This window comes from Plantactinospora sp. BB1 (assembly GCF_003030385.1).
Classification (GTDB): domain Bacteria; phylum Actinomycetota; class Actinomycetes; order Mycobacteriales; family Micromonosporaceae; genus Plantactinospora.
Genome location: NZ_CP028159.1, coordinates 6,944,074 through 6,969,288 on the forward strand (window position 1 = coordinate 6,944,074; position 25,215 = coordinate 6,969,288).

Consider the following 25,215-nt stretch of genomic DNA (forward strand, 5'->3'; position numbering starts at 1 on the left):
GTCGCACCGCGAGGATAGGCTCGGACGGTGAACGTGAGGAGCGCGCAGCAGGGGGCTCTACCCGGAGCGGGTGGGGCGGCGTGAGCACCGAGACCGCCGTCGCCGCCGATCCGTCGACCGGTCCGCCGACGCTGGACTGGGCCGAGGCGCGGGCCCGGGTCTACGGGGCCGGCCGTGCCGCCGCACCGGAACCCGTCGAGCTGCCGGTCGCCGAGGCGGACGGCCAGACCCTGGCCGAGCCGCTGACCACCCTCACCGACCTGCCCGCCTTTCCGACGTCGAGCGTGGACGGCTGGGCCGTACGCGGTGCCGCGCCCTGGCGGATCGTGGGCCGGGTCCTCGCCGGCAGCACACCGCCGCCGCTGACCGAGGAGGGCACCGCCGTCGAGATCGCCACCGGGGCGATGCTGCCGGCCGGTGCGGCCGGGGTGCTCCGGGTCGAGGAGTCGACGCGTACCGTCGACGGGCTGGTCGCCGGCACGCTGCGGCCGGCACCGGAGTGGCGCGCCCCCGGCGAGGAGGCGCACGCCGGTGAGGAACTGCTGCCGGCCGGTACCCCGGTCGACCCGGGCGTGATCGGGCTGGCCGCCTCGTGTGGCTACGACACCCTCCGGGTCCGGCGGGCGCCCCGGGCCGCCCTGATCATCTTCGGTGACGAGCTGCTCACCGCCGGCCGTCCCGGCGCCGGGCGGGTACGCGACTCGCTCGGCCCGGCCGTCCCCGCCTGGCTGCGCCGGTACGGCTGCACCATCACCGCCGCCGACGTCGTCGGACCGGTGGCCGACACCCTGGAGGCGCACGTCGAGGCGCTCCGCCAGGGGCTCGATCGCGCCGACCTGGTCTGCACCACCGGCGGCACCATGCACGGGCCGGTCGACCACCTGCACCCGGCGCTGCGCGAACTCGGCGCGGAATACGTCGTCAACACCGTGGCCGTACGCCCCGGTTTCCCGATGCTGCTCGCCCGGGTGACCGGGCCGGACGGCCGGGGCCGGTTCGTCGCCGGGCTGCCGGGAAATCCACAGTCGGCGATCGTCGCGACCGTCTCCCTGGTCGCCCCGCTGCTGGCCGGGCTGCGTGGCCGGGTGATGCCGGAGCTGCCCCGGGTGACGCTGGCCGAGCCGGTGGCCGGGCGGGGCGACTTCACCCACCTGGCGCTGGTCCGGGTCGACCCGGCCGACAACACCGCCACCCCGGTCCGGCACGTCGGCTCGGCGATGCTGCGCGGGCTCGCCGGGGCGGCCGGGTTCGCCGTGATCGCCCCGGGCACCAAGGGCGGACCGGGTGACCGGGTGCCACTCGTACCGCTGCCGCTGCTGCCCGGAGAGCGCCCCCAGCAAGGAGTGTGAGATGAGCGTACGGAGCGAGCCGGCCGTCGACGCCGGAGCCGTGCCGCCGCCGACCGGCCGGTTGCATGTCGCCGTCGGCACCGCCCCGCTGGACGTGGCCTTCCACGAGTCCGTGGTCGCCGACGCGGCCGCCGGTGCGGTGGTCTCCTTCCAGGGCGTGGTACGCGACCACGACCACGGCCGGTCGGTGCTCCGGCTCGAATACGAGGGCCACCCGAGCGCGGCGGACGTACTGCGGGAGGTGGCCGCCGAGATCGCGGCCGATCCGGACGTACACGCGGTGGCGGTCTCGCATCGGCTCGGCCCGCTGGAGATCGGCGACGTCGCCCTGGTGGCGGCGGTGAGCACCGCGCACCGGGCGGCGGCGTTCGCGGCCTGCGCCCGGCTGGTCGACGAGGTCAAGGCCCGGCTGCCGGTGTGGAAGCGGCAGCTCTTCGCCGACGGCACCGAGGAGTGGGTGAACTGCCCCTGACCGCGGGACGAGCCGATCCCGGGGCGGGCCGATCCCGTTACCGGCCGATCCCGTTACCGGTGACCGGCCGATCCGTCAGCGGTGACCGGCGAGTCGGCGGTCGAGTCGGCCGTGCTCGACGTAGAACGCCGGCTCGGCACCGGGCCGCCACGGCAGCGCGGCGACCAACAGGATGATCGCCAGGGCGAGCGAGTTCTCCATCAGCGCGCCGAAGAAGCCGTCCTGGTAGTGCGACACCTCCGGCAACTGGTGCTCGTACGGCCAGATCGGCGAGATCAGGAAGAGCAGGTAGAGCCCGAGCGCGGCCACGCCGTGCCGTAGGCCGGTCAGGGTGGGGAACCAGATCGGTGTGCGCAGCCCGGTCATCCCGGCCGGACCGGCACCGGCGGTCGAGTGTGGCGGGCGCGGCCACGGGCCCCGACTCGCCGTCCGGCGTCGACTCGCGGCGTCGGCGAGGATCAGGATCGCCGGGATCACCCAGACCAGGTGGTGCGACCAGGAGATCGGGCTGATCACGTTGGTGGTGAGCCCGACCAGGGTGAAGGCGGTCAGCTCGTCGCCGTCGGCGTGCGAGTGCGAGGCGCGGGAGAGTCCGAGCGCGAGCAGCAGCATCGCGAACGCGAGCCAGAGCAGGGTGGGGGTCTCGATCGAGTCGTACAGTCGGGCGAGCACGCCGGCCAGCGACTGGTTCGGCGTCATGTCCGCCGCGCCGACCCGCTCGGTCTGCCAGAGCACCGACATGAAGTAGGTGGTCGACTCGCGGCCGGCGATCGCGAAGGTGCCGACGGTGACGGCGATCGCGGTACCGACCGCGGTCGCCGCGGCCCGCCACTGCCGGGTGATCAGCAGGTAGACGACGAAGAGCGCCGGAGTGAGCTTGATCGAGGTGGCCAGGCCGATCCCGACCCCGGCCCAGGCGCCGCTGAAGAAGAGCCGCCGCAGCGGACCGTCACCGGCGCTGATCCGGCTGCCGCGCCGGGCCCGCCAGCGCAGCGCCACCAGGTCGGCCATGACCAGACCGAAGAGCAGCAGGTTGACCTGGCCGTAGCCGAGCGTCTCCCGGGCCGGCTCGATGGCGACCGCCATCGGCACGGCGAGGCCGAGGGTGAACCAGAGCGACCAGCCGAGCCGGTCGGTGATCGGCTTGAGCAGGGCGGCGAGCACGACGGCCAGGGTCGCGACGCTGGCGACGATGTTGGTCCAGCCGGCGAGACCGAGCGGGATGCCCGCCATCGGCAGCATGACCAGCCCGGCGAAGGGTGGATAGGTGAAGCCGAGGGTGGTCCTGGGCGCGATGAAGTCGTAGAGCTCGTGTCCGCCCGCCCACCAGACCACCGCGCCGTGGTAGATCTTCATGTCGAAGAAGTTGTACGGCCGTCCGAACGTGGCGATGGCGAGCCACGCGGCGTAGCAGACGACGGCGACGACGCCGATCCGTACGACTGCTCGACGGTCGATCCCACGAGCAAAGCGGCGGACTGGGGCGAGGCGGCCTAGCCGTCTTTCGACGGTCGCCGGCATGGCGTGGCCACCCCCGTACCAATGTCGGTCTTCCGCCCAGGTCCTCCGAGGAGCCTAGAACGGTGGGTCACTCGAATGCCTCCTGCGTTATGCGACCGTGTCCGATCCCACACTGGTTCGCGACATTTCCACCGCGTTAACGCAGGGAGTGCGGTTCAGGTGATTCACAGCCGCTCAGTCAGGTGAAACTAGCATATGTCCGGCATGGAGCGTGGCCCGATCGACGATCCCGGGCACCCGCCCCGCAGGCCGGCGACTCACCTCGGGCAACCGACGGCGGCGATCCCCGGCCTGGCCGGGGTGGGTGGGATCAGCCGGGCAGCTTCCGGGCCGCCGCCGCGGAGCGTACGGCGATCCGGGCGTCCCGGCGGGCGGTGCGCACCACCCGGCGTACCCGTCGACGGCCGCCACCCACCGCGTGGCTGGCCCGCCAGCCCAGCCCGGGCCGACCCTCGGTGTCCGCCGCCGCGAGCAGCAGCCCGCCCATCAGCCCGAGGTTCTTCATGAAGTGGACCTGGTGCAGGCGGCGCTGCGCCGGGTCCTCCTGCTCCCAGAACCGGTGCCCGGCCATGGTGGTCGGCACCAGCGTGCCGGCGAGCAGCGCCGCCGCCGGTCGGGTGAAGTGCCCGGTGGCCAGCAGCAGCCCGCCGAGGAGCTGGGCGGCACCGTTGGCCCGGACCAGGCTCGTCGGATCGGTGGGTAGTCCCTCGTGGATGCCCTGCAACATCGGGGCGACCTTGTCCGTCACCCGCTTCGCCCGGTCCACGTGCAGTTCGGGGTTGGCCACGGCGCGGGCGCCGCTGACCACGAAGATCGTGCTCAACAGGGTACGGGCCACGGTGCGTACGGGTTTCATGGCTCAAGTCTTACCCGTTCGCAACGTTCTTCACCCCTCGAAGTGGGAGACTGGACGGCGCGGTCGCGGTACCGTCGCGAGCTGTGACGACCGTGCGGCTCCGCGCAGAGGGTCCGGCCGACGCCGTGGCGATCCGGCAACTTGTCGCCGAGGCGTTCGCCAGTCCGGACACCCGGCTGCCCCCGGAGGTGCAGCTCGTCGAGGCGCTGCGGGTCAGCGACGCCTGGCTGCCCGAGCTGTCCATGGTGGCCGAGGTCGACGGCGAACTGGTCGGCTACGCCCTGCTCAGTCGGGTCGAGGTGTGGCCGGGCGCGGTTCCGGCGCTGGCGCTCGGCCCGGTGGCGGTGCGGCCGGCCCGGCAGCGTCGCGGTTACGGCCAGGACGTCGTCCGGGCCGCGCTCGACGCCGCCGCCGAACTCGGCGAGCGCCTGGTGGTGGTGCTCGGCAACCCCGCCTACTATCGCCGGTTCGGGTTCGAGCCGGCCGCCCGGTTCGGGCTGACCAGCCCCTGGTCCGGGCTCGGCGACCCGTGGCAGGTGCTGGTGCTGCCGTCGGTGGACGGCTCCGACGACCCGGTGCCGAGCGGCGAGGTGACCTTCCCGCCACCCTGGTCACAGGTCTGAGGATCCGCCAGCGTGTCGGGTGGTGCCGGTCGCGGGGGCGCCGGGGCGGTGCCGGTCAGGCCGGCTGGGTCCGCAGGTACCGGCCGAAGTGCGGGACCGTGAAGGCCACCGTCCCGCGCTCGCCCGAGTAGATCAGCCCCTTCTTGATCAGCGCGTCCCGGGCCGGCGAGAGGCTGGCCGGCTTGCGCCCGAGCGAGCGGGCGATCTCGGCGGTGGAGACGGCGGCGTCCATGTCGTCCCGGGGGCCGCCCCCGGTGCCGTCGTCGCCCTCCGGCGCCTCGACCAGCGAGAGCGCGGCCATCGCCCGCATGTACTCCCGTTCCGCCGGGGTCGCCCGCTCGAAGCGGGACCCGAAGAACCCGACCGCCAACTCGGCCTCGGCCTCGGGCGCGGCGACCCGGACGTCGGCGGCGGTCACCGGGGAGCGGGGTGCCGAGTCCCAGGTCGCCTTCCCGTACGCCTGGACGAAGTACGGATAGCCGCCGGACTTCTCGTAGAGCAGGTCGAGCGCCTTCGGCTCGTATTCGACCTGCTCCCGGGCGGCGGGGGCGCAGAGCGCCTGGTCGGCGGCGATCCGGTCCAGCCGGTCGATGCGCTGGTAGCGGAAGAGTCGTTCCGAGTAGGACTTGGCGGCGGAGAGCACGGCCGGCAGGTGCGGCAGCCCGGCGCCGACGACGATCAGCGGCGCGCCGAGCTGGGACAGCTCGTGGCAGGCCGCGCAGAGCCCGGAGACGTCCTCGGGGCCGAGGTCCTGCATCTCGTCGAGGAAGACCGCGACCCCGGTGCCGACGTCGGCGGCGACCTCGGCCGCGTCGGTGAAGAGTTCGACCAGGTCGATCTCGATGTCGCCGGAGTCCGCCCGCCCGCTCGCCGCCGGTACGTCGATGCCGGGTTGCCAGCGGTCCCGCAACCGGGTCGCCCCGGCAGCCCGCCCCGATCCGGCCGGGGCCGAACGCAGCGCGAACGCCTTGAGTACGCCGAGGAAGTCGTCGATCCGGTCGGGCGCCCGGTGTCGGGGTGCCAGCTCCCGGATCGCCATGTGCAGGGCGGCGGCGACCGGGCGGCGGATCGACTGGTCCGGCCGGGCCTCGATCTTCCCGGTGCCCCAGAGTCGGCTGATCGCCTGGGAGCGGAGCGTGTTGAGCAGTACGGTCTTGCCGACTCCGCGCAGGCCGGTGAGGACCAGGCTGCGTTCGGGGCGGCCTCGGGCGATCCGCTCCAGGACGATGTCGAAGACCTCGAGTTCCCGCCCCCGCCCGGCGAGTTCGGGCGGGCGCTGGCCGGCGCCCGGCGCGTACGGGTTGCGGACCGGATCCACGTATCGCACGCTATCGGGCCGTCTAGCCGGGGCGCTAGACATCCGTAGACCGGGGTATTCGTGTCGCGCCGTCGTCGGATCGTCGAGCAGAAACTAGGACCGTCTAGCGTGGATGCTAGACAGTCCTAGTTTTGCCTACCGAAGCCGATCCGGGCCGGCCCGGTCAGCGCCGCTTCAGGCAGAGTACGAAGTCGCCCAGGTCCAGCGGATCGTCCTGTACGTAGTTGGCGTCCGCCTCCGGCGAGCCGAAGACCGGGTCGTTCTTGCACTGGTCCGCGTCGGTGCTGAACGGGATCCGGGACAGCACCTCGTAGGTGTCCGGTCCACACGGCACCTTGCGGAGTTCCGGCTCGTCGTCGGTGCCGTCGTTGACCACGCAGTCCCCCTTGGCGAACCGCTCGGACGAACTCGACGGGGTGCCGGCGGGACGGCTCGGGGTCGACCCGGCCGAACCGCTCGGGGCGGGTGCCCCGACGCCCGGCCCGGAGTCGTCGCCGGCCCGGTCGACCAGCCACCACGCCCCGCCGCCCACACAGGCGCAGAGCAGCAGCAACACGATGCCGCCGACGATGAGGCCGATCTTCAGTCCACGACCGGACTTCGGCGGGGTGCCGGCCGGACCGTACGGCGCGGCCGGCCCGCCGGGAGCGCCGTACGGGGTACCCGACGGGTACGGCCCGCCGCTCGACGGCGGCTGACCCCACGAAGGACCCGGTGCGCCGCTCGGCTGCCCATGCCCGGCGCCGACGGGCGGCGGGTAACCGGGCGGCGGATAACCGGACGGCGGCTGACCGGGCGACGGCGGGTAACCGGACGGCGGGTAACCGGGAGTCGGTGGCGGCGGCGGGTAACCGGCGTCCGGGGCCGGCGGATAGCCGGGACCCGGCGGCGGAGTGCCCGGCGGCGGAGGCGGATCGCCACCGGCCGGCGGGCCCGACGAGGGGGACCGGGACTGGTACGGGTCTTCCGGCTGCCCTCCGGCGGGCGTTCCGTAAATCGACATGCTTCTCCAGGGGCGGGCGCGCGCGCCGACCACGTCACGGAAACCCTGGGGTGGCTGACGCAGGGGTCGGGCTGGGCGCGGATCCTACGCGGCAGGTCGCTCGAACCTCCGCCGGTCTCGTCGGAGTGCCGGGCGGCGACACTCCGCGCGGCTATCGTTTCCGAAGACAGAGCACGAAGTCCAGTTCGTCCAGCTCGCTGTTGAAGAAGTAGAAGTTCGTGTAGTTCTGAACCTGGGCGCATTTGGTCTTGGCGTCCGGGGCGCCGGTGGTGACGCCGTTGTAGCGGGCGAGCACCTCGTAGGTCTGCGGTGCACAGCCGGTGATCGCCAGCTTCGGCGCCGCCTCCGTACCCTCGTTCCGGACGCACTGACCGGCCTTGACGAACCGCGCATCGGTGGAGGACGCGTCCGGCGCAGCCGGGACGCTGGTCGGGGTCGGCTCGGTCGGGGCGCTGGTCTGCTCGGCCGGCTCCTCGGTCTGCTCGGTGACCGGCGGCTGGGCGTCCGGCTGTGCCTCGTCACGGCCGAGCAGGTAGACGCCGAGCGCCGCACCGCCGAGGACCAGCACCGCCAACCCGACCAGGACGGCGACGAAGCCCCGGTTGCCACCACCCTTCGGCATCGGGTCGGGTGCCGAGGTGGACCACGACGGGTCCGGAGACGGCGTCGCCCACACCGGGTCGGCGTCGGAGGCGCTCCAGCCGCCCGGCGTCGGGGCGTACGGCCCGCCGGGGTGCTGCGGTGCCGGGGCGTGGCCGGCGTCGTGTCGCCGGGTCGGTGGATGACCGGCACCGGGTGCACCCGAGGTCGGCGCGGCGCCGGGGCCGGCCGGTCCGGGGTAACCGGCCGGATAGCCGGGGTGGCTGACCGGGGAACCGGGGCCACCCGGTGGCGCCGACGGCTGCCCGCCACCCCAGTGCCCCGCCCCGGCCGCCTGGTCCTGATCGCCCCAGGGGTCGACCGGCTGGCCGTACTCGTCGGTGGTCTGCCGGTCCGGGTCGTTCCACGGCTGCGACGGACCGGGATACGGTCCGCCGGGCGGTCCGTAGTTGGCCATCGACTGTCCTCCTGGTACGGATCGGTGAGAGGCTCGCCACTCGCCTGGGACGTGCCTGCTGTGGTCACCGTAACCTGACCCCCCGATGAGCTCACCTCCCGGAAGCGCGCCAACTTCGCCGGCCGGCGCCGCCCCGGTCGAGCCGGAACGCGCCGCCCCGGTCGAGGCGGAACCCGTCGCGCCGGTCGAGGCGGACCCCGTCGCGCCGGTCGAGGCGGAACCCGTCGCTCCGGTCGAGGCGGAACCCGCCGCTCCGGCGCCGCCGGCCCGCTCGGCACTGATCTGGACCGCGCTCGGCGTCGTCTACCTGGTCTGGGGCTCCACCTACCTCGGCATCCGGGTCACCGTGGAGACCCTGCCGCCGCTGCTCTCGGCCGCCGCCCGGTTCGCGGTCGCCGCCGCCGTGCTGGCGGTGGTACTCCGGCTCTGGCGGGGCCCCGGCGGGCTGCGGGTGACCCGCCGCCAACTGGGCAACGCGGCGCTGGTCGGCGTACTGCTGCTGGCCGGCGGGAACGGGCTGGTGGTACTGGCCGAGTCGGGGCCGCCGTCGACCGCGGTCTCCTCCGGCGTCGCCGCGCTGCTCATCGCCATCGTGCCGCTGCTGGTGGTGATGCTCCGGGCCGGCACCGGGGACAGGCCCGGGCTGGCCACCCTGCTCGGGGTGAGTGCCGGCTTCGTCGGCCTGGTGCTGCTGGTCCTGCCGGCCGGCGGCGTCGGCGCCGCCCCGATCGTCGGGGCGCTGACCGTGGTCGGTTCCGCCGTCTCCTGGTCGGCCGGCTCGTTCCTCTCCGGCCGGCTCGACATGCCCGGCGACCCGTTCGTGGCGACCGTCTACGAGATGGTCGCCGGCTCGGCGGCACTGGCCGTGCTCGGCCTGGCCCGGGGCGAGACGCGCGGCTTCGACCTCGGCGCGGTGAGTACCCGCTCGTGGCTGGCGCTCGGCTATCTCACCGTGGCCGGGTCGCTGGTCGCGTTCACCGCCTACGTCTGGCTGCTGCACCACGCGCCGATCTCGCTGGTGGCGACGTACGCCTACGTCAACCCGGTGGTCGCGGTGACCCTCGGCGCGCTGCTGCTCGACGAGCCGGTGACCGGGCAGGTGCTGCTCGGCGGTGCGGTGATCGTGTTCGGCGTCGCGCTGGTCGTCTCCACCGAACGTCCACGCTCCTCGGCCGGTGCACGCCCGGCCCGCACGGCGACCCCGAGGCAGGGCGGCGGGACGTGACACCGGGCGTGGTGGCGGCGGCCGGGCTCCTCGGAGTCCTGCTCGGACCGCTGCTGCGCCGAGAGATCTTCCGGTACGCCGTACCCGCCGCCGGCCCGCCGGGAGGGTCCCCGCCCCGCCCCGACGGCCCGGTCGGCCGGTCGGTCCGGCGGAGCTGTCCGCACTGCGCGGCGACGATCGGCGCGCCGACCCGGCGCAACCCGCTCGGCGTGCTGCCGCCGACCGGGGGCTGTCCGCGCTGCCGGGGAGTCGTCGGTCCGCGCGCCGGGCTGGTCGAGGTCGTCGCCGCGACCGTCTACGCCGCGCTCGCCGCCCGGGTCGACGACGTACTCCCGCTGCTGGCGTACGCCTGGATCGCCGGTTTCGGCATCGTGCTCGGCTTCGTGGACGTCGCGGTACGACGGCTTCCCGACCGGCTCACCCTGCCGGCGGCGGCCGGTGTCGCCGGGCTGCTCGGCGCGGCCACCCTCGCCTCGGGCCAGTTCGGCCGGTACGCGGTGGCGGTCGCCTGCGCGCTGGCGCTGGCCGGGGCGTACCTCGGGCTGCTCCTGCTCTCCGCCGGCGGGCTGGGGCCGGGGGACGTCAAGCTCGCGCTGGGGCTCGGCTTCGCCACCGGCTGGTACGGCTGGAGCACCGCCCTCTCCGGCGCGCTGGCCGGCCTGCTACTGGCCAGCGGGTACGCCGCCGTGCTGCTCCGGCTGCGCCGGGTCGGCCGCCGCGACCACCTGCCGCACGGCCCGGCGATGCTCGCCGGCGCACTCGGCGCCGTGCTCCTCGCCGCCTGACCGACGAGGAACCCGACGCGCGGCCGGGACGGCTCAGAGCAGCCGGAGCTGGCGGTCCTTCGGGCGGCGGGGCACGTTGTCGCCGAGCCGCTCGAAGAGTCCGGCGTCGATCGCGTCGAGGAACGGCGACGGTACGCAGTCCCGCTCCTGGCCGTGCCGCAGCCGCCGGCTCACGTGACTGAGGTAGAGCCGGTCCTGGGCCCGGGTCAGCCCGACGAAGAAGAGCCGGCGCTCCTCCGCCACCTCCTCCTCGGTCGGCGTCGAGCCGGGCCAGCGCAGCGGCAGCAGCCCGTCCTCGCAGCCGGGCAGGAAGACCACCGGGAACTCCAGCCCCTTGGCGGCGTGCAGGGTGAGCAGGGTGACCGCCTCGGCGCGCGGGTCGAGGGCGTCCACCTCGGCACCGGTGCCGAGCTGCGACAGGAACAGCTCCAAATCGTCGCCGCAGCGCCGGGCGAGCGGGGTGAGCAGGTCGGCGGCCGTCCAGATGTCGTCCGGACCGATCCCGCCGGTGGCGTCCAGGGTGGGGGTGGCGTGCCGCTCGGCGAGTACCTGCCCGGCGAGGCGTACCCGGGCGGCGACCGAGCCGCCGAGCCCGTCGGCGTGCCGCAGCTCGCGGGCGATCACCGAGACGCCGGGCCGGTCCCGCAGCCGGTTGTGCGAGCGCTTCTGCACCGGGATGTTCGCCCGGGCCAGCGCGTCCAGGATCGGTGCCGCCTGGGCGTCGGTGCGGTACAGCACCGCGATGTCGGAGAACGAGACGTCGGTGCTCCGGCCGTCGATCCGGCCGGAGTCGAGCGAGCGGTGCGACAGCCCGCCGACGAGTTCGTCGACGGTGCGTACCACGAAATCGGCCTCGTCGGCGACGGAGGCCGCCGGATAGCGGCCGACCAGCGGTGCCTCCGGGTCGAGCCGGGCCGGGTCGAGCCGGCGGCCCCGGACCAGGGTGCTCGGCGCGATCGCCTGCACGGCGGCGGCGAGGATCGGCGCCGAGGAGCGGTAGTTGCGGGTCAGCCGGACCAGCCGGGCGTCCACGAAGTCCTGCGAGAAGCGCAGGAAGTACGCCACGTCGGCGCCCCGGAACGAGTAGATCGCCTGGTCCGGGTCGCCGATCGCGCAGAGGTTGCCGTCGGCCGGGCTGAGCAGCCGGAGCAGTTCGTACTGCGTGGCGTCGACGTCCTGGTACTCGTCGACGAAGATCCACCGCCACCGGTCCCGGTAGCGTTCGACCAGCTCCGGGTCGTCGCGCAGCAGCGCCACCGGCAGGCCGACCAGCTCGTCCAGGTCGACGAGGTCCTGGCCGCGCAGCAGTTTGACGTAGGTGGCGTCGTCGTCGCCGGCCTCGGCCCGCGCGGTCGCCCGCTCGGTGTCGTCGGCGATCCGGAAGTTCTCCGGCAGCCCGGCGGCCCGGGCGTTCTCCCGCAGGATGGTCAGGCCGAGCGAGTGGAAGGTGCCGACGGTGACGTCCTCGGCGACCGGCCCGAGCAGCCCGTCCAGCCGGTGCCGCAGCTCCTCGGCGGCCCGCCGGGTGAAGGTGATCGCCAGGCAGTGTTCCGGATAGACGTTCAGCTCGGCGCAGAGGTAGGCGATCCGGTGGGTGAGGGTGCGGGTCTTGCCGGTGCCGGGGCCGGCGACGATCAGCAGCGGCCCGCCGGGTGCGGAGGCGGCGACCCGCTGCATCGCGTCGAGCCGGTCGAGCAGCCCGGTGCCGACCTCCTCCATGCCGGCGAGCATCGGCTCGAACGGCTCGTGCGGCGACGGCGGCGGGGCGAGCGGCGGCGCGGGTTCGGCCGGCGGGGCGGCGGCCCGGGTCCGGCGGCGCGGCTCCGCCGGGGTGGCCGGCGTCGGGGCCGTCGACCGGGCGGGCCGGGCCGGCGCCTTCGGCTCCGCGGGCGGTCGCTGTCGCGGCACGGGTACGTCGAAGAGCGCGTCCGCGAAGAGCGTCTCCGCCTGCCCGGCGCCGCCCCGGCCACCACCGCCGGAGCCGGACGACAGTTCACCGGGCTCGAAGAGGGTGATCACGCCGTACTCGCCGTCGTAGCCGGGGATCCGGCGCACCTCGCCGCGCCGGAGTCGGGTGATCGCCTCGGCGAGCGGTTCGCCGCCGACCCGGCGGATCTCGTCGACCGGGGTGACGGTGAGGATGTCCAGCTCGGCCCCGAGCCCGGCGACCAGGGTGTTGAGCTGCCCCTCCACCGTCTTCGACTTCGGTCCCACACTGTTGATCTCACCGAGGATCTCGGCGAGCTGGATCAGGTGGGTGACCTGCGGCGCGTTCGGCGGCCGGTGCCCGTCCGGCCGGTCGGCGAGGTCCTCGACCCGGCTCAGTACGCCGACCGTGAGCGGCTTGCCGCACTCCGGGCAGCGCCCGCCCGCCTCCCGGGTCCGCTGCGGTTCCCAGTTGACCCCGCAGAGCCGGTGCCCGTCCGCGTGGTACTTCCCCTCCTCGGGGAAGAACTCGATCGTCCCGGCCAGCCCGTCCCCGGTACGCAGCGCTTCCCGTACCGCGTAGTAGTCGAGGTCGGTGGCGAAGAGCGTCGCCTCCCGGGCCAGCGCGGGCGGCGAGTGCGCGTCCGAGTTCGAGACCAGCCGGTAACGGTCCAGGCTGGACACCCTCCAGTTCATCTCCGGATCGGAGGAGAGCCCGGTCTCGACCGCGAAGATGTGCTCGGCGAGGTCGGCGTAGCAGTCCGCGATCGCGTCGAAGCCGGACTTCGAGCCGAGCGCGGAGAACCACGGGGTCCAGATGTGCGCCGGCACGAGGTAGCCGTCCGGGCTGGCTTCCAGGGTGATTTCCAGCAGGTCCCGGGAGTCCAGGCCGAGGATCGGCCGCCCGTCGGAGCCGATGTTGCCGATCCGGCCGAGCGTGGCGTTGAACCGGGCCACCGCGTCCAGGTCGGGCAGGTAGATCAGGTGGTGCACCTTGCGGGTCCGGTCGTCCCGCTTGTAGATCGTGGAGATCTCGACGCTGAGCATGTAGCGCATCGGGCTCGCCTCGGCGACGCTGGCCAGCCGGGGTGGGAGCCGACGGGCGATGTCCCGTTCCGCCTCCGGGCCGAGCCGATAGAGGCCCGGCTCGGCCGGGTGCAGCGTCTCGCGCAGGTGCTCGTACCAGGCGGGGTGGGTGAAGTCACCGGTGCCGAGCAGGCTGATCCCCTTGCGCCGGGCCCACCAGGCGAGGTTCGGCATCGTCAGGTCACGGCTGCACGCGCGGGAGTATTTCGAGTGGATGTGCAGGTCCGCGACGAAGGGCACGGCGGCGGAGGGGGAGCCGTCAGCGGGTGCGGCGCGCAACGGAGACACGCCGCATCCTGTCATGACCTTCCCGGCGACCGCGTGCCGCCACGCGCGAATGTGATTTCCGCACCCGCCGGGGTGTGGGGTCAGGGGGAGCGGAGTTCGACGAGGGTGACCTGCGGTGGGGCGCCCACCCGGACGGGTGGGCCCCAGAAGCCGGCGCCGTTGGTGACGTAGAGCTGGGTGCCGTCGATGGTGGCGTGCCCGGAGACGACCGGCTGCTGCAACCCGACCACCAGGTTGAACGGCACGATCTGGCCGCCGTGGGTGTGCCCGGAGAGTTGCAGGTCGACGCCGTGTCTCGCCGCCTCGTGCACGTTGATCGGCTGGTGGGCGAGGAGCACCACCGGACGGCTCGGGTCGCGGCCGCCCAGCGCGGCGTCGAAGTCGGGGCCGGTCGCGAACCCGAGCCCCTCACCGGCCGGGTCGTTGACCCCGGCGAGGTCGAGGGCGCCGCCCCGGGCCAGAATCTCCTCGCGGCGGTTCTGCAACACCCGCAGCCCGAGCCGGTCCAGCTCGACCACCCACTCCTCGACCCCGGAGTAGTACTCGTGGTTGCCGGTGACGAAGAAGCTGCCGTACCGGGATTGCAGGTCGCGCAGGGGCGCGGCGGCGGGGCCGAGTTCGCCGACGGTACCGTCGACGAGGTCACCGACCACCGCCACCAGGTCGGCGTCGAGCCGGTTGATGGTGGCCACGATCCGCTCGGTGTGCGCCCGGCCGGTCAGTGGTCCGATGTGGATGTCGGAGACGGTGGCGATCCGCAGCCCGTCCATGCTCCGGGGGAGTTTCGCCAGCGGGATCCGGACCCGGTCGATCTGCGGCGGGCCGAGGGCGGTGCGGACGCCGTACCCGACGACTCCGGTCGCGGTGAGCCCGGCGAAGATCGCGGCGCTCCGGGCGAGCAGCAGCCGGCGGCCCGGGTCGTGGTCGTGCGGCGGTGCGGGCGTGGCTCCGATGTCCGTGCCGGCGACACCGCCGGGTGCGACGTCCGTGCCGCCGACACCGCCGGTCAGGGCACCCTCCGACTCGACACCGACCGGGGTGGCCGCCGGTACGACCGGGCGGGTGCGGCGGCGCAGCGCCAGCCTGGCCACCAGCATCGGGATCTCCAGCACGGCCAGCAGGACGAGCAGATAGAACATGACGGCGAGCCAGAGGTAGCCCGGCCAGGCCAGCCAGTAGAAGCCCTGCCGGGTGCCGACCAGTGTCGCCGGGGTGAGCAGGGCCAGCGCCAGCACGGTCACGCCGCCGGCCCGGCGCCAGCGCCCCGGCCGGGTGGTGTCCCGGACCAGCCGCTTCCAGAGGTAGAGGTGGATCAGGCCGGTGACCAGCGCCAACGTCCCGACGAAGCCGAGCACACCGATCACGGGTGCCTCAGCCGCCCGCGAACGGCGGCAGGACGTCGACCGTGGCGCCGACCGGCAGCGGCGCCTGCCGGTCGTGCCAGGTGACGCCGTCGACCAGGAAACTCGCCATCTTGAGCACGGTGGCCAGCCGCTCGCCGTGCCGGTCGGCCAGCTCACCGGCGAGCTGGTCGAGGCTGCCGCCGCCCGGCACGGTCTCCTCGGGTACGCCGGCCGCGGCCCGCGCGGCGGCGAAGTAGCGTACGACCAGGGTCGGTGTGGAGTCCACGGTCATCCTCAGCCGCCGATCGCCGACATCGGCCGGGCCGGTTGCAGGAACGTCGGGTCGTCGATGCCGTGCCCGGCCCGCTTGCCCCACATCGCCACCCGCCACCGTTCGGCGAGTTCGTCGTCGGAGGCACCGCCGCGCAGCGCGGCCCGCAGGTCGGACTCGTCGGTGGCGAAGAGGCAGTTGCGCACCTGCCCGTCGGCGGTGAGCCGGGTCCGGTCGCAGTCGCCGCAGAACGGCCGGGTCACGCTGCCGATCACGCCCACCCGGGCCGGCCGGCCGGCGGCGTCCGTCCAGCCCTGCACGAGCCAGGTCTCGGCCGGTGCCCCGCCCCGCTCGGCCGGATCCGGCAGCAGGGTGAACTCGGCCCGCAGCGCGGCGAGGATCTCCTCGGCGGTGATCATCGTCGACCGGTCCCAGCCGTGCTGGGCGTCCAGCGGCATCTGCTCGATGAAGCGGAGCTGATAGCCGTGCCGCAGCGCGAAGCGGAGCAGCTCCGGGGCTTCACCGTCGTTGACCCCGCGCATCAGTACCGAGTTGATTTTCACCGGGGCCAGTCCGGCGGCCACCGCCCCGGCCAGCCCGGCCAGTACGGCGTCCAGCCGGGGTCGCCGGGTCAGCTCGGTGAAGCGGGTCGGGTCGAGGCTGTCCAGCGAGACGTTCACCCGGTCGAGCCCGGCCTCGCGCAGCGGCCCGGCGAGCCGGTCCAGCCCGATCCCGTTGGTGGTCACCGAGATGACGGGCCGGGGCGAGAGCGCGGCGACGGCGGCGACGATCTCCGGCAGCCCGGGGCGGATCAGCGGCTCGCCGCCGGTGAACCGGACCTCGGTCACCCCGAGCAGGCGTACCGCGATGCCGACCAGGCGGACGATCTCGTCGTCGGTCAGCACCTCCGACTTCGGCAGCCAGGGCAGCCCTTCGGCCGGCATGCAGTAGGTGCACCGCAGGTTGCACCGGTCGGTGAGCGAGACCCGCAGGTCGGTCGCGGCCCGGCCGAACCGGTCGACGAGGCCCCCGACGTCCGGCCGGTCCGCCGACGTCCGGTCCGGTACTCCCCCGGATCGAACGGGAATGGTCATCGCTCGACGGTAGCGCGTCAGACCGACAGTGCGGCGCGAGCCGCCCTACCTACCGCATCCCGGTACGCCGCACCGAAGAGCGCGGTGTGCACGAGCAGCAGGTGGAGCTGGTGCACCGGTACCCGTTCCCGCCAGCCGTCGGCGAGTGGCCACACCTCCTGGTAGGCGTCCACGATCGTCTCCAGGTGCGGGGCGCCGCCGAAGAGCGCGAGCTGGGCCAGGTCGGTTTCCCGGTGCCCGCCGTGCGCCGCCGGGTCGACCAGCCAGGCCCGCCCGTCGGCGCCCCACAGCAGGTTGCCCGGCCACAGGTCGCCGTGGATCCGGGCGGGCGGCTCGGCACCGCCGTACCCGTCGATCCGGGAGATCACCAGCTCGACCAGGGTGACCTCGGCCGCGGAGAGCGCGCCGTTGTCGACCGACTGCCGCAGGTAGGGCACGAGCCGGTGCTCGCCGAACCAGACCGGCCACGGGCCGGCGGACGGGGTGTTGTCCTGCGGCAACGCCCCGACGAAGCCGGGCCAGTCCGCGCCGAAGGTGTCGGCGCCGGCCCGGTGCAGCGCGGCCAGCTCGGCACCGAACCGCGCGGCCGCCGCCGGGGTGGCCTCGCCCGGCTCCACCCACTCCAGGGCCAGCAGCTCCGGCAGCGCCGCGATCACCTCCGGCACCGGGACCGCGCCGGCCGCGCGCAACCAGCGCAGCCCGGCCGCCTCGGTGGCGAAAAAATTCTCGGGTACGGCCTCGGCGGCCCCCTCCGGCCAGGACTTGGCGAAGACGGAGTTGCCGTCGTCCAGGGTGAGTCGGGTGGCGGTGCAGATGTCGCCACCGGGCACCGGCGTCTCCCGGATCCGCTGGTGGGTGAGGAAGAGCGGAAGCTGCCCGGGATGCTCCCGCAGGTACGCCAGGTCCATCTGGGCAAGGTAGCTCTTCGTCGACCGCTCTTGGCCAACCAGGTGTCGCGGCGCGGCGATGGGGAGTAGATATGAGAACGTGGCCGCCACCGCGATCCGACCGTACCGGCCGGCCGACCATCGGGCCGGTCGGCGGCTCTGGGCCGAGCTGGCCGAGCAGCACCGCGAGCTGTACGAGGATCCGACCTTCGGCGGCACCGACCCGGGCGCGGCGTTCGAGGAGTACCTGACCCGGCTGGACCTCTCCGGCGTGTGGGTGGCGGAGCGGGGCGATGCCGGCGTGGTCGGGCTGGTCGGGCTGATCATGGACGGCCGGGACGGCCGGGTCGAGCCGGTGGTGGTGACCGCCCGGCTCCGGGGCCAGGGGATCGGCCGGGCGCTGCTCGACCAGGTGGCCGAGGAGGCCCGGCGGCGCGGGCTGGCCCGGCTCACCGTGAAGCCGCAGTCCCGCAACGTGGAGGCGCTGCGCTGCCTGCGCGGCGCCGGCTACGACGTACTTTCGGCGATCGAGCTGGCCGTCGAGCTGCGGCCGGGCTCCGGAGCCCGACGAGGTTCCGTCGAACTGCACGGCCAGCAGTTCCACACCTGAACTTCGGTCGTTCCCGGGTGAGCGGTTGACGGTGGTTGCCGGCGGTGGTTGCCGGGGGCCGGCTGCCGGCTCAGGGGCGGGTCAGGGTCGCGGTGGCGGTGTTGGTGGGGATGCCGAACTGCTGCCAGAACATGTCGATCCGATCCGGCCCGGCGGTGATCAGCGTCCAGTCCGCCGCGTCGACACAGATGCCCCGTGGGTCTCGGGTGGTGCGTTGGCGCAGGTGGATTTCACGCTCGGTGGGCCGGGGAGCCACCACGGTGAGGGTCCCCCGGCAACCGAGCCTGGGCGACTCGAACGATCCGACGTCGGAGCCGGCGGCGAGCCTGACGACCACGTTCCACGACCGGACCACACCACCCGGCTGGCTGACCCTTCCGGTCCAGCGGCCGACGAACGGGGCCGGCACGACCGGTCCGGCGGGAGACGCGGCGGGAGTCGACGGGCTCGGCAGGGCCACCGGGGTTGCCGAACCAGGGGTACCGGCGGTGGGGTGCGGGCTTCCGGTCGAGGCGCCGACGGGAAGCTTCGGGTCCCGGTCCTGCCGGACCGTCAGATAGGCCAGCCCGACCGCCGCGACGAGGACCAGACCGAGCCCGGCGGCTGTCCAGCGCGGGTGACGCGACAGCCGTACCGGCAGCCGACCCGGCCAGCGGCTCCGGGCCGGTGCCGGGCCCGCGAGCGAACCGGCCGGCAGGACCGCCCGGGTGACCGGCGCGGGCTGGTCGGTCGGCGGCGCCGTGACGGTCGGCGGTGCCGGAGCGGTCGCCGTGGGCTGGTCGGTCGGCAGGGCGTGGGTGGTGGCGAGTGCGGCCCGGTCGGTCGGCGGAAGCGCCGTGGTGGGTGAGGAGAGCGGGGCGGACCGGTGCGGGGCGGCGATGCTGCCGTAGGCGACCGCGAGTTCCGGCTGGTCGAGTACGACCGGTGGGCGGCCCAACGCCCGGTGCAGCAGGGTGCCGACGAGCGGGATCCGGGTCGAGCCGCCGACCAGGAAGATCGCCGACAGGTCCGGCTCGGCGACGTGCGCGTCCCGCAGCACCGCCCGGGTCGCCGCCACCGTCCGGTCGAGCAGCGGCCGGGCCAGCGCCTCGAACTGTTCCCGTCCGAGCGGTACCTCCGTGTCCAGCACCGGGACGTACACGGAGGTGGAAGAGGTGCGGGACAGCATTTCCTTGGCCGCCCGTACGCCGTCCGTCAGAGTCCGACGGTCGCGCAGATCGGCCGGCGTACGCGGCTGGCGCAGGTAGTCCCAGGCGTCGTCGCCGGGCCGAAGGTGGGCGTAGATCGAGGCGACGATCGCCGCGTCGATGTCGAGGCCACCGGCGTCGGCGAGTCCCTGACTGACTACCACGTCGAAGCCGTCGCCGGTCCGCCTGATCAGGGTGGCGTCGAAGGTACCCGCGCCGAGATCGTAGACGAGCGCGAGCTGCTTCTCGGCGAGGTCGACGGCGGGCAGTCCGACGAAGTGCGCGGCGGCGGAGACCGGTTCGTGCACCGTCCTGGGGATCGGCAGCCCGGCGAGCTGCGCGGCGGTGGTCAGGGTGGCGAGCCGGCGGGCTCCCCAGGTCGCCGGATAGGTGAGGGTCACCGCGTCGAGGCGCCCGGCGACCTGCTCAGCCGTCTCGCGTACTCGGCGCAGAATCGCGGCGAGCAGCGACTCGACGGGGATCTCCCGCTCACCGAGCAGCACGAACCGGTCGTCGACGCAGCGTTTGGGGTTGGGCTCCAGGAGAGCGGGCCGGGAGGCACCGGCATGCTGTGCGTCGAGCCCGACGAGCATGGTGTCCCCGTCGACGAAGACGGCGGAGGGCAGCAGCAGAGCGCCGTCGAAGAGCACCGGGCGGACCTCGCCGTCGCGATCACGCAGAACCGCCGCCGTGTTCGACGTGCCGACGTCGATGCCGAGGTGCACTGTGCCAAGCGGAGCCGGACTCCCACCCATCAATGGCTGATTCTATGCCGCTGCGACATCCCTGTCCGGCCGCGACCAGCCAGCTACAACGGACGAATCTACGGTCGGTGGGCGAGGTCCGTGACGAAGGCGTGCCAGGCGGTGGGGGTGAAGGCGAGGGTGCCGCCGTCGCGGTCCTTGCTGTCCCGCACGAGTACGCGGCCGGGCAGGTTGTCCGCGACCTCGACGCAGCTTCCGCCGTTCGGGGTGGAACGCGTGCTCTTGCGCCAGGCGGCGTCGGTGATGTCCATGGCGGGTTACCTCCCTCTGGCTACCCGGGCTGGTGGGCGAGGTTCGTGACGAAGGCGTGCCAGGCGGTGGGGGTGAAGGCGAGGGTGCCGCCGGCGCGGTCCTTGCTGTCCCGGACGAGTACGCGGCCGGGCAGGTTGTCCGCGACCTCGACGCAGTCCCCACCGTTCGGGGTGGAACGTGTGCTCTTGCGCCAGGCGGCGTCGGTCAAGTCCATGACTTTGCCACTTCCTTGAGGAGGTCCAGGGATTGGCGAGCTGGCAGTGCGACTGCGCTGACACTATCCCAGACCTCGTGCAGCGTGGCGACCTGGTTTGGGCTGGTCACGGTCTGCCCCACCAGGTGGTTGTCGAGGTAGCCGACGTCCTCGGCATCGGTGAAGCTCGCGAGTGCCAGAGGGCCACCCCAGCCGAGATGCGCCGGGGCGTCGGCAGGAATCACCCGGATGGTGATGTTGGGCCGCTCCCTGAGCGTGATGAGGTGCCGGATCTGCTCCGACATGATTTCCGGCTCGCCGCGTCGAAGCGCCAGTTGCTCGATGATGGCAGAGACGCGAGGCGGGTTGGTGCGATCAAGAATGTCCTGGCGGCTCACCCGGAGCTGAACCTTGCGCTCCAACTCGTCGGTTTGCAGCGGACTACATGAGAGAACCATTCGCGCGTACCGCTCGGTTTGGAAGAGTCCGGGGATCACCAGTGCGCCGTACAGCCGTAGGGCGGTGGCCTTCTCCTCGTACTCCAGCCAGGGGCGCAACCAGACCGGGGCGAGTTCCTGCTTGACGAAGCTCTCGTAGAAGACCGCCAGCGACGTGCCGAACTCGTTGTCGACGGCCTGGAGATAGTCGAGCTTGACCGGCCGGGTGCCTCGCTCGACGGCGCTGACGTGCTGCGGCGAGAAGTAGAGGCGTGATCCCCACTCGTCCTGGCTGAGCCCCTCGACCGTCCTCCGGCGCCGCAATTCCCATAGCAGAAATTCGCTGGCTGACATGTTCATTCGCACTCTCCGACTCTCTACGAGGGATGCCCGATTCTCTACGTCCGAATACCTCCGTGGCCGGTCTGACCACCCGACCGTCGCCCATCTTCCCCAGTCCGTCATCCGGAGTCCAGAGTGGAAGGCAGGCGCATTCGTCCGGATCCGTAACGCGATCCCCCCGAAAGGACGGGCGGATGTGCGCGGGGGTGGCATCGGTGTGTACGCCACCGATGCACCCCCGCATCCAACGCGTCGCAGCGGGAGGAAGGCATCATGGAATGGCGATCACGATCGAATTCGACACACCGTCGGGATTGGCGCAGACGGTGGCGCTATTGCCGGTGCGGGCTCCGTTGGCGTTGCCCCGACTCGGCCGCGCCCGCGCCGTTCCGCGTGCCGCGCCTGCGGGCCAGGAACTCGCGGTGGTGAGCCGCCGGCCGTACGCCCGGTTCCGGCCGCACACGCCGATCCGGCCGCCGTTCCGTTGCCGGGAGTGCGGCGGACCGTGGCCGTGTCAGCCGGCCCGGCTGGTGCTGCTGGCGATGTACCGCGACGACCGGCACCGGTTGGCGATCTTCCTGGCCAGCCGGCTGCTGGCGGCGATCGAGGACCAGCCCGGCCGGGAGCCGATGGATCTCGCCGCACGGTTTCTGGGCTGGCTTCCGCCGACATCGACCAACTCCGGTGCATCTGCCGACGGGTCGCGTTTGGCGGCTGAGCAGCCGAAATACGGAGAGTAGCTGTGGATAGCTTCGGGCGTGTCGTCCACAGGGGTCCCGGCCGGGCTGCCCGGCTCGGCACGCTGCCCGCTATGACGCCGATCGATCGAGCCGTCCTCGCCGTCCGCTCGACCGCCGACCTGCTCGCCGCCGTGCCCTACCTGCTGGGCTTCCACCCGGCCGACAGCGTGGTGGTGATCGCGTTGCGCGGCAACCAGGTCGTCTTCGTCGCCCGTGGCGACCTCCCCGGTGGCACTGCCGGGCCGGCGGCCGGTGGCGAGGTCGACGAGGCCGCCGCACAGGTCGCGGCGGTCGTCGCCCGGCAGCGGGTCGAGACCACGACCGTCATCGGGTACGGCGAACCGACCCGGGTCACCCCGGCGGTCGACGCGGTGACGGCCGCCCTCGGTCGGGTCGGACTGCCGGTGCTCGAAGCGCTCCGGGTGACCGGTGACCGCTACTGGTCGTACCTGTGCGGAGAGGCCGACTGCTGTCCCGCCGAGGGGCGCCGGTTCGACTCCTCGACCAGCCAGCTGGCGGCGGCGGCCACCTTCGCCGGCCAGGTCGCGCTCCCCGACCGGGACGCCCTGGCCCGGCGGATCGCCCCGGTCGAGGGTCCGGCCCGGGAGGCGTTGCGGGAGGCGGCCAGACGGGCGGAGTACCGCCTCGGCACCCTGCTCGGCAAGGCCCCGCCCGGGGATCCGCGGGGCCGCCGGGCGCTGCGCCGGGCCGGCCGTACGGCGGTGCGCAGGGCGCTGCACCGGTACCGTACGGGCGGTCAGCTCACCGACGACGAGGTAGCCTGGCTCGGCCTGCTCCTGGTGCACCTGCCGGTCCGGGACGACGCCTGGCAGCGGACCGGTGGCGAGGAGTGGCACCTTGCGCTCTGGACGGACGTGCTCCGGCGGGTCGAACCCGACCTGGTGCCCGCCCCCGCCAGCCTGCTCGGCTTCGCCGCCTGGCGGGCCGGCCAAGGCGCCCTGGCCGGCGTGGCGGTGGAGCGTGCGTTGCAGGCGCAGCCCGACTACTCGTTCGCCCAGCTCCTGTCCGAGGCGTTACAGGCCGGGATCGGTCCCTCCGTCCTCGACGACTGGCTCGAACCCGACCCTGCCGAGCCACCGCCCCGGGCGGGTGAACCCGGATGACGATGCTCGCGGCCCTCGGCGCACTAGCCGACGGTGCGGCTCGGGCCGGCTGCGGGCATTCCTTCCCCGGCCGCGTTCACCGAGCAGACGGCCAGGATGTAGGTATGACCGCTGACCAGGCCGGACAACCGGACCGAGCGGCCGGTGGTGGACTTCGTCGAGACGATGGCGCCCGGCTCGGAGCTGTCCAGGTAATAGACGGTGTACTTGTGCACCGTCTCGCTGTACGGCCCGGTCGCGGCGTCCCAACTGACGTCGATGTAGCCCGTCCCGGCCGTCGCGGTGATGTTCGGCGGGCCGGCCGCGGTCTCCAGGTTGGCGACCGTGGCGGAGGTGACCGCCGACGGCGCGCTGGCGTACGCGTCGCCGCGCGTGGCCACGACGTAGAACTCGTAGCGGTGGCCGGGCACGACCCAGTTGACGCCCCACGAGTCGGCCGGAATCTGCAACGGCAGCCGCGAGAACGCCTCACCGATGGTCGCGTTGCGTTGGTAGAACCAGTAGCCGCCGGCACCGAACGAGTGTTGCCATTCCAGCCTGATCCCGCTCGTGGTGGAGGTCGCCCTTATCCAGTCGGGCTTGGTAGGCACCAGGCTCGGAGTGCTCCCGGAGGGGATGTTGTAGAGCGCACCGACCCGGAACTGGTTCCACAGGACGTTGGCGAACGCCCGCGCGATCTTGTGCTCACCGGCGGGGTTCGGGTGCAGGCCGTCGTAGGCGTCGGCGTACGGGTCGTAGCCGGTGGTGATGTCCACCAGCCGTACCGGAGACGTCGTCGTGTTCAACGCCTGCAACGCGGGACCCAGCTTGGCGTTGTACGCGCTGATCTTCGTGCCAAGGTCCGGCTGGATGTCCAGTGGTGTGCGTTGCGGGACGCTGGCGACCAGGATCCGGATGTTGGACTTGGCGGCTCGGGCGTTGGCGATCAGCGTACGCATGTCGGCGATCAGCCCATCCGGATCCGACACGCCCCAGCCCAGGTCGTTGAAGCCGAGCTCGACCAGGAGATAGGTCGGCTGGTACTGGCTCACCCGGGCTCGGATGTCGTCCTTGGCCTGATGCGCCTGGCGTCCCCACTGGGCGAAGTGGTCGCTGTCGAAGGTGAGACCGTCACGGTAGACGCCGTTGAAGTACGGCGGCGCCGATTCCTCCGGATAGTTGGCGGGTTGGGCCCTCGGCACTCGGGTGGTGCCCCGGTACGGCCCGACGAAGGTGACATCGCGGCCGGCCGCCTTCAGGTGCTGGGCCAGCCGGTACCGCCAGGTGTAGTCGCCCTCCAGCCCCTGGCTGATCGAGTCACCGACCACCATGATCGAGTCGACGAGTGGTCCGGCGGTCGACGTCATCGTCACCTCGGCCCACAGTTGCTTGTGGTCGGAGTGCGGCGACGAGACCAGTTGGGTCGAGTGGACGACCGCGGCCGGCGGCACGAACAGGTAGTCGTACTTGTTCAGCGTGTGGGTGGGATTGCCGCTCCGGCAGTAGTACTTCTTCGCGTCGTCCGCGATGTACTGGACCTTGATCTCGTTGCCGCAGGGGCTGAAGACCTCCTTGAAGGCGCCGTGCGCCTCCTGGTACTGAATGCCCCCGTAGCCGCTGTGGTAGAGGTTGCTCAGTGCGTCGGAGAGTGGGCCGTCGTTGAGGTCGCCACCGAGGTACACGTGATAGCCGGCATAGTCGGTCGCGAGTACCCGCTTGACCTCTGCCGCCTCCCGCTTGCGCTGCTCGACGTTCTCGGCCGAGGCGACGAGGTGGGCGGTGCAGACCACCAGCGTCCTGGCGACGGATCGCAGGCACAGCATCTCGCGCTTCTCGGCGCCCTCCAGGGCCCGCAGGTCGTGCGCCACCGGCTGCGGGTCGGGCAGGATGTTCTCGTTGTAGATGATGGCGTTGCCGAACGGCGACTCGTGCTTGCAGTTCGCCACCTGGCCGTTGCCGCCCCGGATCGGGTCGAAGCGCAGCGTGTACGCCAGCGGCAGCTGCGTCTCTATCCGCTCAAGCCAGTCCAGACAGCCCTCGTTGATGGTGAGGAACGCGAGCCTGGGTGCCCGGCTGTTGATGGCCTGAGCCAACGCGTCGGCCACCTCGTTGCCCTTGACGCCGTGCGTCGGGTGACCGCCGGCCATGTTGAACTGACCGATGATCGGGTCGTACGGGCTCGCGACCTGCGTGGACGGCTGGGGGCGGGGGCGGGGGCGGCGGCTGCCGCCGGAGTGCCGACCAGGGACCCGGTCGCGGTGAGCAGTAGCGCGAAGAACAGCGGTCTGAACCTCACCGGTCCCCCAAACTGTGCAGGGACGCAAGCACGACGGGTGCGCCCCCGTGCACGTCGTGTGGGTGATCATCTTCGTCTATGCCGCGCCCAGTGGCAAGAGGCGGCCGGGCCCTTCCGGGGCCTGCCTACCGGAGGGCTCGGCTCGTCAACAGGCATGTCGATACGCAGGGTGACGGTAGCCTGAGCA

At 73.0% G+C, this 25,215-nt stretch carries 24 protein-coding genes; 9 read left to right on the forward strand and 15 right to left on the reverse strand.

Annotation, left to right across the window (positions count from 1 at the left end):
* The first annotated feature begins 80 nt into the window (after positions 1–80).
* Positions 81–1,349, forward strand: a complete 1,269-nt coding sequence (locus C6W10_RS30330) for a molybdopterin molybdotransferase MoeA (protein ID WP_107262521.1) — start codon at positions 81–83, stop codon at positions 1,347–1,349.
* 1 nt (position 1,350) lies between these two features.
* On the forward strand, positions 1,351–1,821 hold the full coding sequence (locus C6W10_RS30335) for a molybdenum cofactor biosynthesis protein MoaE (protein ID WP_107262522.1): 471 nt from the start codon (positions 1,351–1,353) through the stop codon (positions 1,819–1,821).
* Between the two features lie 75 nt (positions 1,822–1,896).
* Here C6W10_RS30335 and C6W10_RS30340 read toward each other — a convergent pair whose 3' ends face one another.
* Positions 1,897–3,342, reverse strand: a complete 1,446-nt coding sequence (locus tag C6W10_RS30340) for a glycosyltransferase 87 family protein (protein WP_107262523.1) — start codon at positions 3,340–3,342, stop codon at positions 1,897–1,899.
* A gap of 310 nt (positions 3,343–3,652) precedes the next feature.
* Positions 3,653–4,198, reverse strand: coding sequence for a DoxX family membrane protein (locus C6W10_RS30345; protein ID WP_107262524.1), 546 nt, complete (start codon positions 4,196–4,198; stop codon positions 3,653–3,655).
* A gap of 83 nt (positions 4,199–4,281) precedes the next feature.
* Here C6W10_RS30345 and C6W10_RS30350 point away from each other — a divergent pair, with 83 nt between their 5' ends.
* Entirely contained in the window at positions 4,282–4,821 is a 540-nt protein-coding gene (locus tag C6W10_RS30350; protein WP_107262525.1) for a GNAT family N-acetyltransferase, read from the forward strand.
* A 55-nt stretch (positions 4,822–4,876) separates the two neighbouring features.
* Here C6W10_RS30350 and C6W10_RS30355 read toward each other — a convergent pair whose 3' ends face one another.
* Both C6W10_RS30355 and C6W10_RS30360 read right to left on the reverse strand, forming a co-directional pair.
* A complete protein-coding gene (locus C6W10_RS30355) occupies positions 4,877–6,139 on the reverse strand; it encodes an ATP-binding protein (RefSeq protein ID WP_107262526.1) in 1,263 nt (420 codons plus the stop codon).
* 163 nt (positions 6,140–6,302) lie between these two features.
* Positions 6,303–6,695 (reverse strand): hypothetical protein, encoded by a 393-nt coding sequence (locus C6W10_RS30360; protein WP_234359547.1) that lies wholly within the window; start codon positions 6,693–6,695, stop codon positions 6,303–6,305.
* A 13-nt stretch (positions 6,696–6,708) separates the two neighbouring features.
* On the opposite strand from C6W10_RS30360, the gene C6W10_RS39265 reads away from it, so the two are divergent.
* Positions 6,709–6,837: a hypothetical protein gene (locus C6W10_RS39265; RefSeq protein WP_255419701.1), complete on the forward strand. Its 129-nt coding sequence runs from the start codon at positions 6,709–6,711 to the stop codon at positions 6,835–6,837.
* A 456-nt stretch (positions 6,838–7,293) separates the two neighbouring features.
* On the opposite strand, the gene C6W10_RS38925 is transcribed toward C6W10_RS39265, so the two are convergent.
* Positions 7,294–8,199 (reverse strand): flagellar basal body protein FliL, encoded by a 906-nt coding sequence (locus C6W10_RS38925; protein WP_234361483.1) that lies wholly within the window; start codon positions 8,197–8,199, stop codon positions 7,294–7,296.
* Positions 8,200–8,284: 85 nt separating this feature from the next.
* Between C6W10_RS38925 and C6W10_RS30370 the strand changes: the two genes are divergently transcribed.
* Positions 8,285–9,424, forward strand: a complete 1,140-nt coding sequence (locus C6W10_RS30370; protein WP_107262527.1) for an EamA family transporter — start codon at positions 8,285–8,287, stop codon at positions 9,422–9,424.
* Positions 9,421–10,209, forward strand: coding sequence for a prepilin peptidase (locus tag C6W10_RS30375; protein WP_234361484.1), 789 nt, complete (start codon positions 9,421–9,423; stop codon positions 10,207–10,209). The genes C6W10_RS30370 and C6W10_RS30375 overlap by 4 nt, the downstream gene beginning before the upstream one ends.
* Before the next feature lie 33 nt (positions 10,210–10,242).
* Here C6W10_RS30375 and C6W10_RS30380 read toward each other — a convergent pair whose 3' ends face one another.
* The 5 genes from C6W10_RS30380 to C6W10_RS30400 form a co-directional block, all read right to left on the reverse strand.
* Positions 10,243–13,509: a UvrD-helicase domain-containing protein gene (locus tag C6W10_RS30380; protein WP_234361485.1), complete on the reverse strand. Its 3,267-nt coding sequence runs from the start codon at positions 13,507–13,509 to the stop codon at positions 10,243–10,245.
* An 80-nt stretch (positions 13,510–13,589) separates the two neighbouring features.
* On the reverse strand, positions 13,590–14,873 hold the full coding sequence (locus tag C6W10_RS30385) for a metallophosphoesterase (RefSeq protein WP_107262529.1): 1,284 nt from the start codon (positions 14,871–14,873) through the stop codon (positions 13,590–13,592).
* Positions 14,874–14,880: 7 nt separating this feature from the next.
* A complete protein-coding gene (locus C6W10_RS30390; RefSeq protein WP_107262530.1) occupies positions 14,881–15,144 on the reverse strand; it encodes a MoaD/ThiS family protein in 264 nt (87 codons plus the stop codon).
* Between the two features lie 2 nt (positions 15,145–15,146).
* On the reverse strand, positions 15,147–16,217 hold the full coding sequence (moaA, locus tag C6W10_RS30395) for a GTP 3',8-cyclase MoaA (protein WP_107262531.1): 1,071 nt from the start codon (positions 16,215–16,217) through the stop codon (positions 15,147–15,149).
* Positions 16,218–16,234: 17 nt separating this feature from the next.
* Positions 16,235–17,125, reverse strand: coding sequence for a fructosamine kinase family protein (locus C6W10_RS30400; protein ID WP_107262532.1), 891 nt, complete (start codon positions 17,123–17,125; stop codon positions 16,235–16,237).
* Positions 17,126–17,183: 58 nt separating this feature from the next.
* On the opposite strand from C6W10_RS30400, the gene C6W10_RS30405 reads away from it, so the two are divergent.
* Positions 17,184–17,714 (forward strand): GNAT family N-acetyltransferase, encoded by a 531-nt coding sequence (locus C6W10_RS30405; protein WP_234361487.1) that lies wholly within the window; start codon positions 17,184–17,186, stop codon positions 17,712–17,714.
* A 70-nt stretch (positions 17,715–17,784) separates the two neighbouring features.
* Here the strand turns inward: C6W10_RS30405 and C6W10_RS30410 are convergent, their stop codons facing one another.
* From C6W10_RS30410 to C6W10_RS30425, 4 genes are all read right to left on the reverse strand, one after another.
* A complete protein-coding gene (locus C6W10_RS30410) occupies positions 17,785–19,626 on the reverse strand; it encodes an Hsp70 family protein (RefSeq protein ID WP_159104819.1) in 1,842 nt (613 codons plus the stop codon).
* Between the two features lie 98 nt (positions 19,627–19,724).
* Complete coding sequence (locus C6W10_RS30415; RefSeq protein ID WP_107262534.1) at positions 19,725–19,916, reverse strand: DUF397 domain-containing protein; 192 nt, start codon at positions 19,914–19,916, stop codon at positions 19,725–19,727.
* Between the two features lie 20 nt (positions 19,917–19,936).
* The gene (locus C6W10_RS30420; protein WP_107262535.1) at positions 19,937–20,131 is read right to left on the reverse strand and encodes a DUF397 domain-containing protein; all 195 of its coding nucleotides are present in this window, start codon (positions 20,129–20,131) and stop codon (positions 19,937–19,939) included.
* A complete protein-coding gene (locus C6W10_RS30425) occupies positions 20,122–20,907 on the reverse strand; it encodes a helix-turn-helix transcriptional regulator (protein ID WP_159104820.1) in 786 nt (261 codons plus the stop codon). Before C6W10_RS30425 ends, C6W10_RS30420 begins: the two co-directional genes overlap by 10 nt.
* A gap of 260 nt (positions 20,908–21,167) precedes the next feature.
* Between C6W10_RS30425 and C6W10_RS38125 the strand changes: the two genes are divergently transcribed.
* Entirely contained in the window at positions 21,168–21,629 is a 462-nt protein-coding gene (locus tag C6W10_RS38125) for a hypothetical protein (RefSeq protein ID WP_199853774.1), read from the forward strand.
* 71 nt (positions 21,630–21,700) lie between these two features.
* Entirely contained in the window at positions 21,701–22,753 is a 1,053-nt protein-coding gene (locus C6W10_RS30435) for a DUF4192 domain-containing protein (protein WP_107262537.1), read from the forward strand.
* 23 nt (positions 22,754–22,776) lie between these two features.
* Here the strand turns inward: C6W10_RS30435 and C6W10_RS30440 are convergent, their stop codons facing one another.
* Complete coding sequence (locus C6W10_RS30440; protein WP_159104821.1) at positions 22,777–24,879, reverse strand: GDSL-type esterase/lipase family protein; 2,103 nt, start codon at positions 24,877–24,879, stop codon at positions 22,777–22,779.
* Positions 24,880–25,215: the final 336 nt, after the last annotated feature.

What these genes read in the sequence shown, in the direction of transcription:
- C6W10_RS30335 (WP_107262522.1), top strand. Translation starts at nt 1,351, where the DNA reads ATGAGCGTACGGAGCGAGCCGGCCGTCGACGCCGGAGCCGTGCCGCCG.
- C6W10_RS30340 (WP_107262523.1), bottom strand. Translation starts at nt 3,342, where the DNA reads ATGCCGGCGACCGTCGAAAGACGGCTAGGCCGCCTCGCCCCAGTCCGC.
- C6W10_RS30345 (WP_107262524.1), bottom strand. Translation starts at nt 4,198, where the DNA reads ATGAAACCCGTACGCACCGTGGCCCGTACCCTGTTGAGCACGATCTTC.
- C6W10_RS39265 (WP_255419701.1), top strand. Translation starts at nt 6,709, where the DNA reads ATGAGGCCGATCTTCAGTCCACGACCGGACTTCGGCGGGGTGCCGGCC.
- C6W10_RS38925 (WP_234361483.1), bottom strand. Translation starts at nt 8,199, where the DNA reads ATGGCCAACTACGGACCGCCCGGCGGACCGTATCCCGGTCCGTCGCAG.
- C6W10_RS30370 (WP_107262527.1), top strand. Translation starts at nt 8,285, where the DNA reads ATGAGCTCACCTCCCGGAAGCGCGCCAACTTCGCCGGCCGGCGCCGCC.
- C6W10_RS30390 (WP_107262530.1), bottom strand. Translation starts at nt 15,144, where the DNA reads ATGACCGTGGACTCCACACCGACCCTGGTCGTACGCTACTTCGCCGCC.
- moaA (WP_107262531.1), bottom strand. Translation starts at nt 16,217, where the DNA reads ATGACCATTCCCGTTCGATCCGGGGGAGTACCGGACCGGACGTCGGCG.
- C6W10_RS30400 (WP_107262532.1), bottom strand. Translation starts at nt 17,125, where the DNA reads ATGGACCTGGCGTACCTGCGGGAGCATCCCGGGCAGCTTCCGCTCTTC.
- C6W10_RS30405 (WP_234361487.1), top strand. Translation starts at nt 17,184, where the DNA reads ATGGGGAGTAGATATGAGAACGTGGCCGCCACCGCGATCCGACCGTAC.
- C6W10_RS30415 (WP_107262534.1), bottom strand. Translation starts at nt 19,916, where the DNA reads ATGGACATCACCGACGCCGCCTGGCGCAAGAGCACGCGTTCCACCCCG.
- C6W10_RS30420 (WP_107262535.1), bottom strand. Translation starts at nt 20,131, where the DNA reads ATGGACTTGACCGACGCCGCCTGGCGCAAGAGCACACGTTCCACCCCG.
- C6W10_RS30425 (WP_159104820.1), bottom strand. Translation starts at nt 20,907, where the DNA reads ATGAACATGTCAGCCAGCGAATTTCTGCTATGGGAATTGCGGCGCCGG.
- C6W10_RS38125 (WP_199853774.1), top strand. Translation starts at nt 21,168, where the DNA reads ATGGCGATCACGATCGAATTCGACACACCGTCGGGATTGGCGCAGACG.
- C6W10_RS30435 (WP_107262537.1), top strand. Translation starts at nt 21,701, where the DNA reads ATGACGCCGATCGATCGAGCCGTCCTCGCCGTCCGCTCGACCGCCGAC.
- C6W10_RS30440 (WP_159104821.1), bottom strand. Translation starts at nt 24,879, where the DNA reads ATGGCCGGCGGTCACCCGACGCACGGCGTCAAGGGCAACGAGGTGGCC.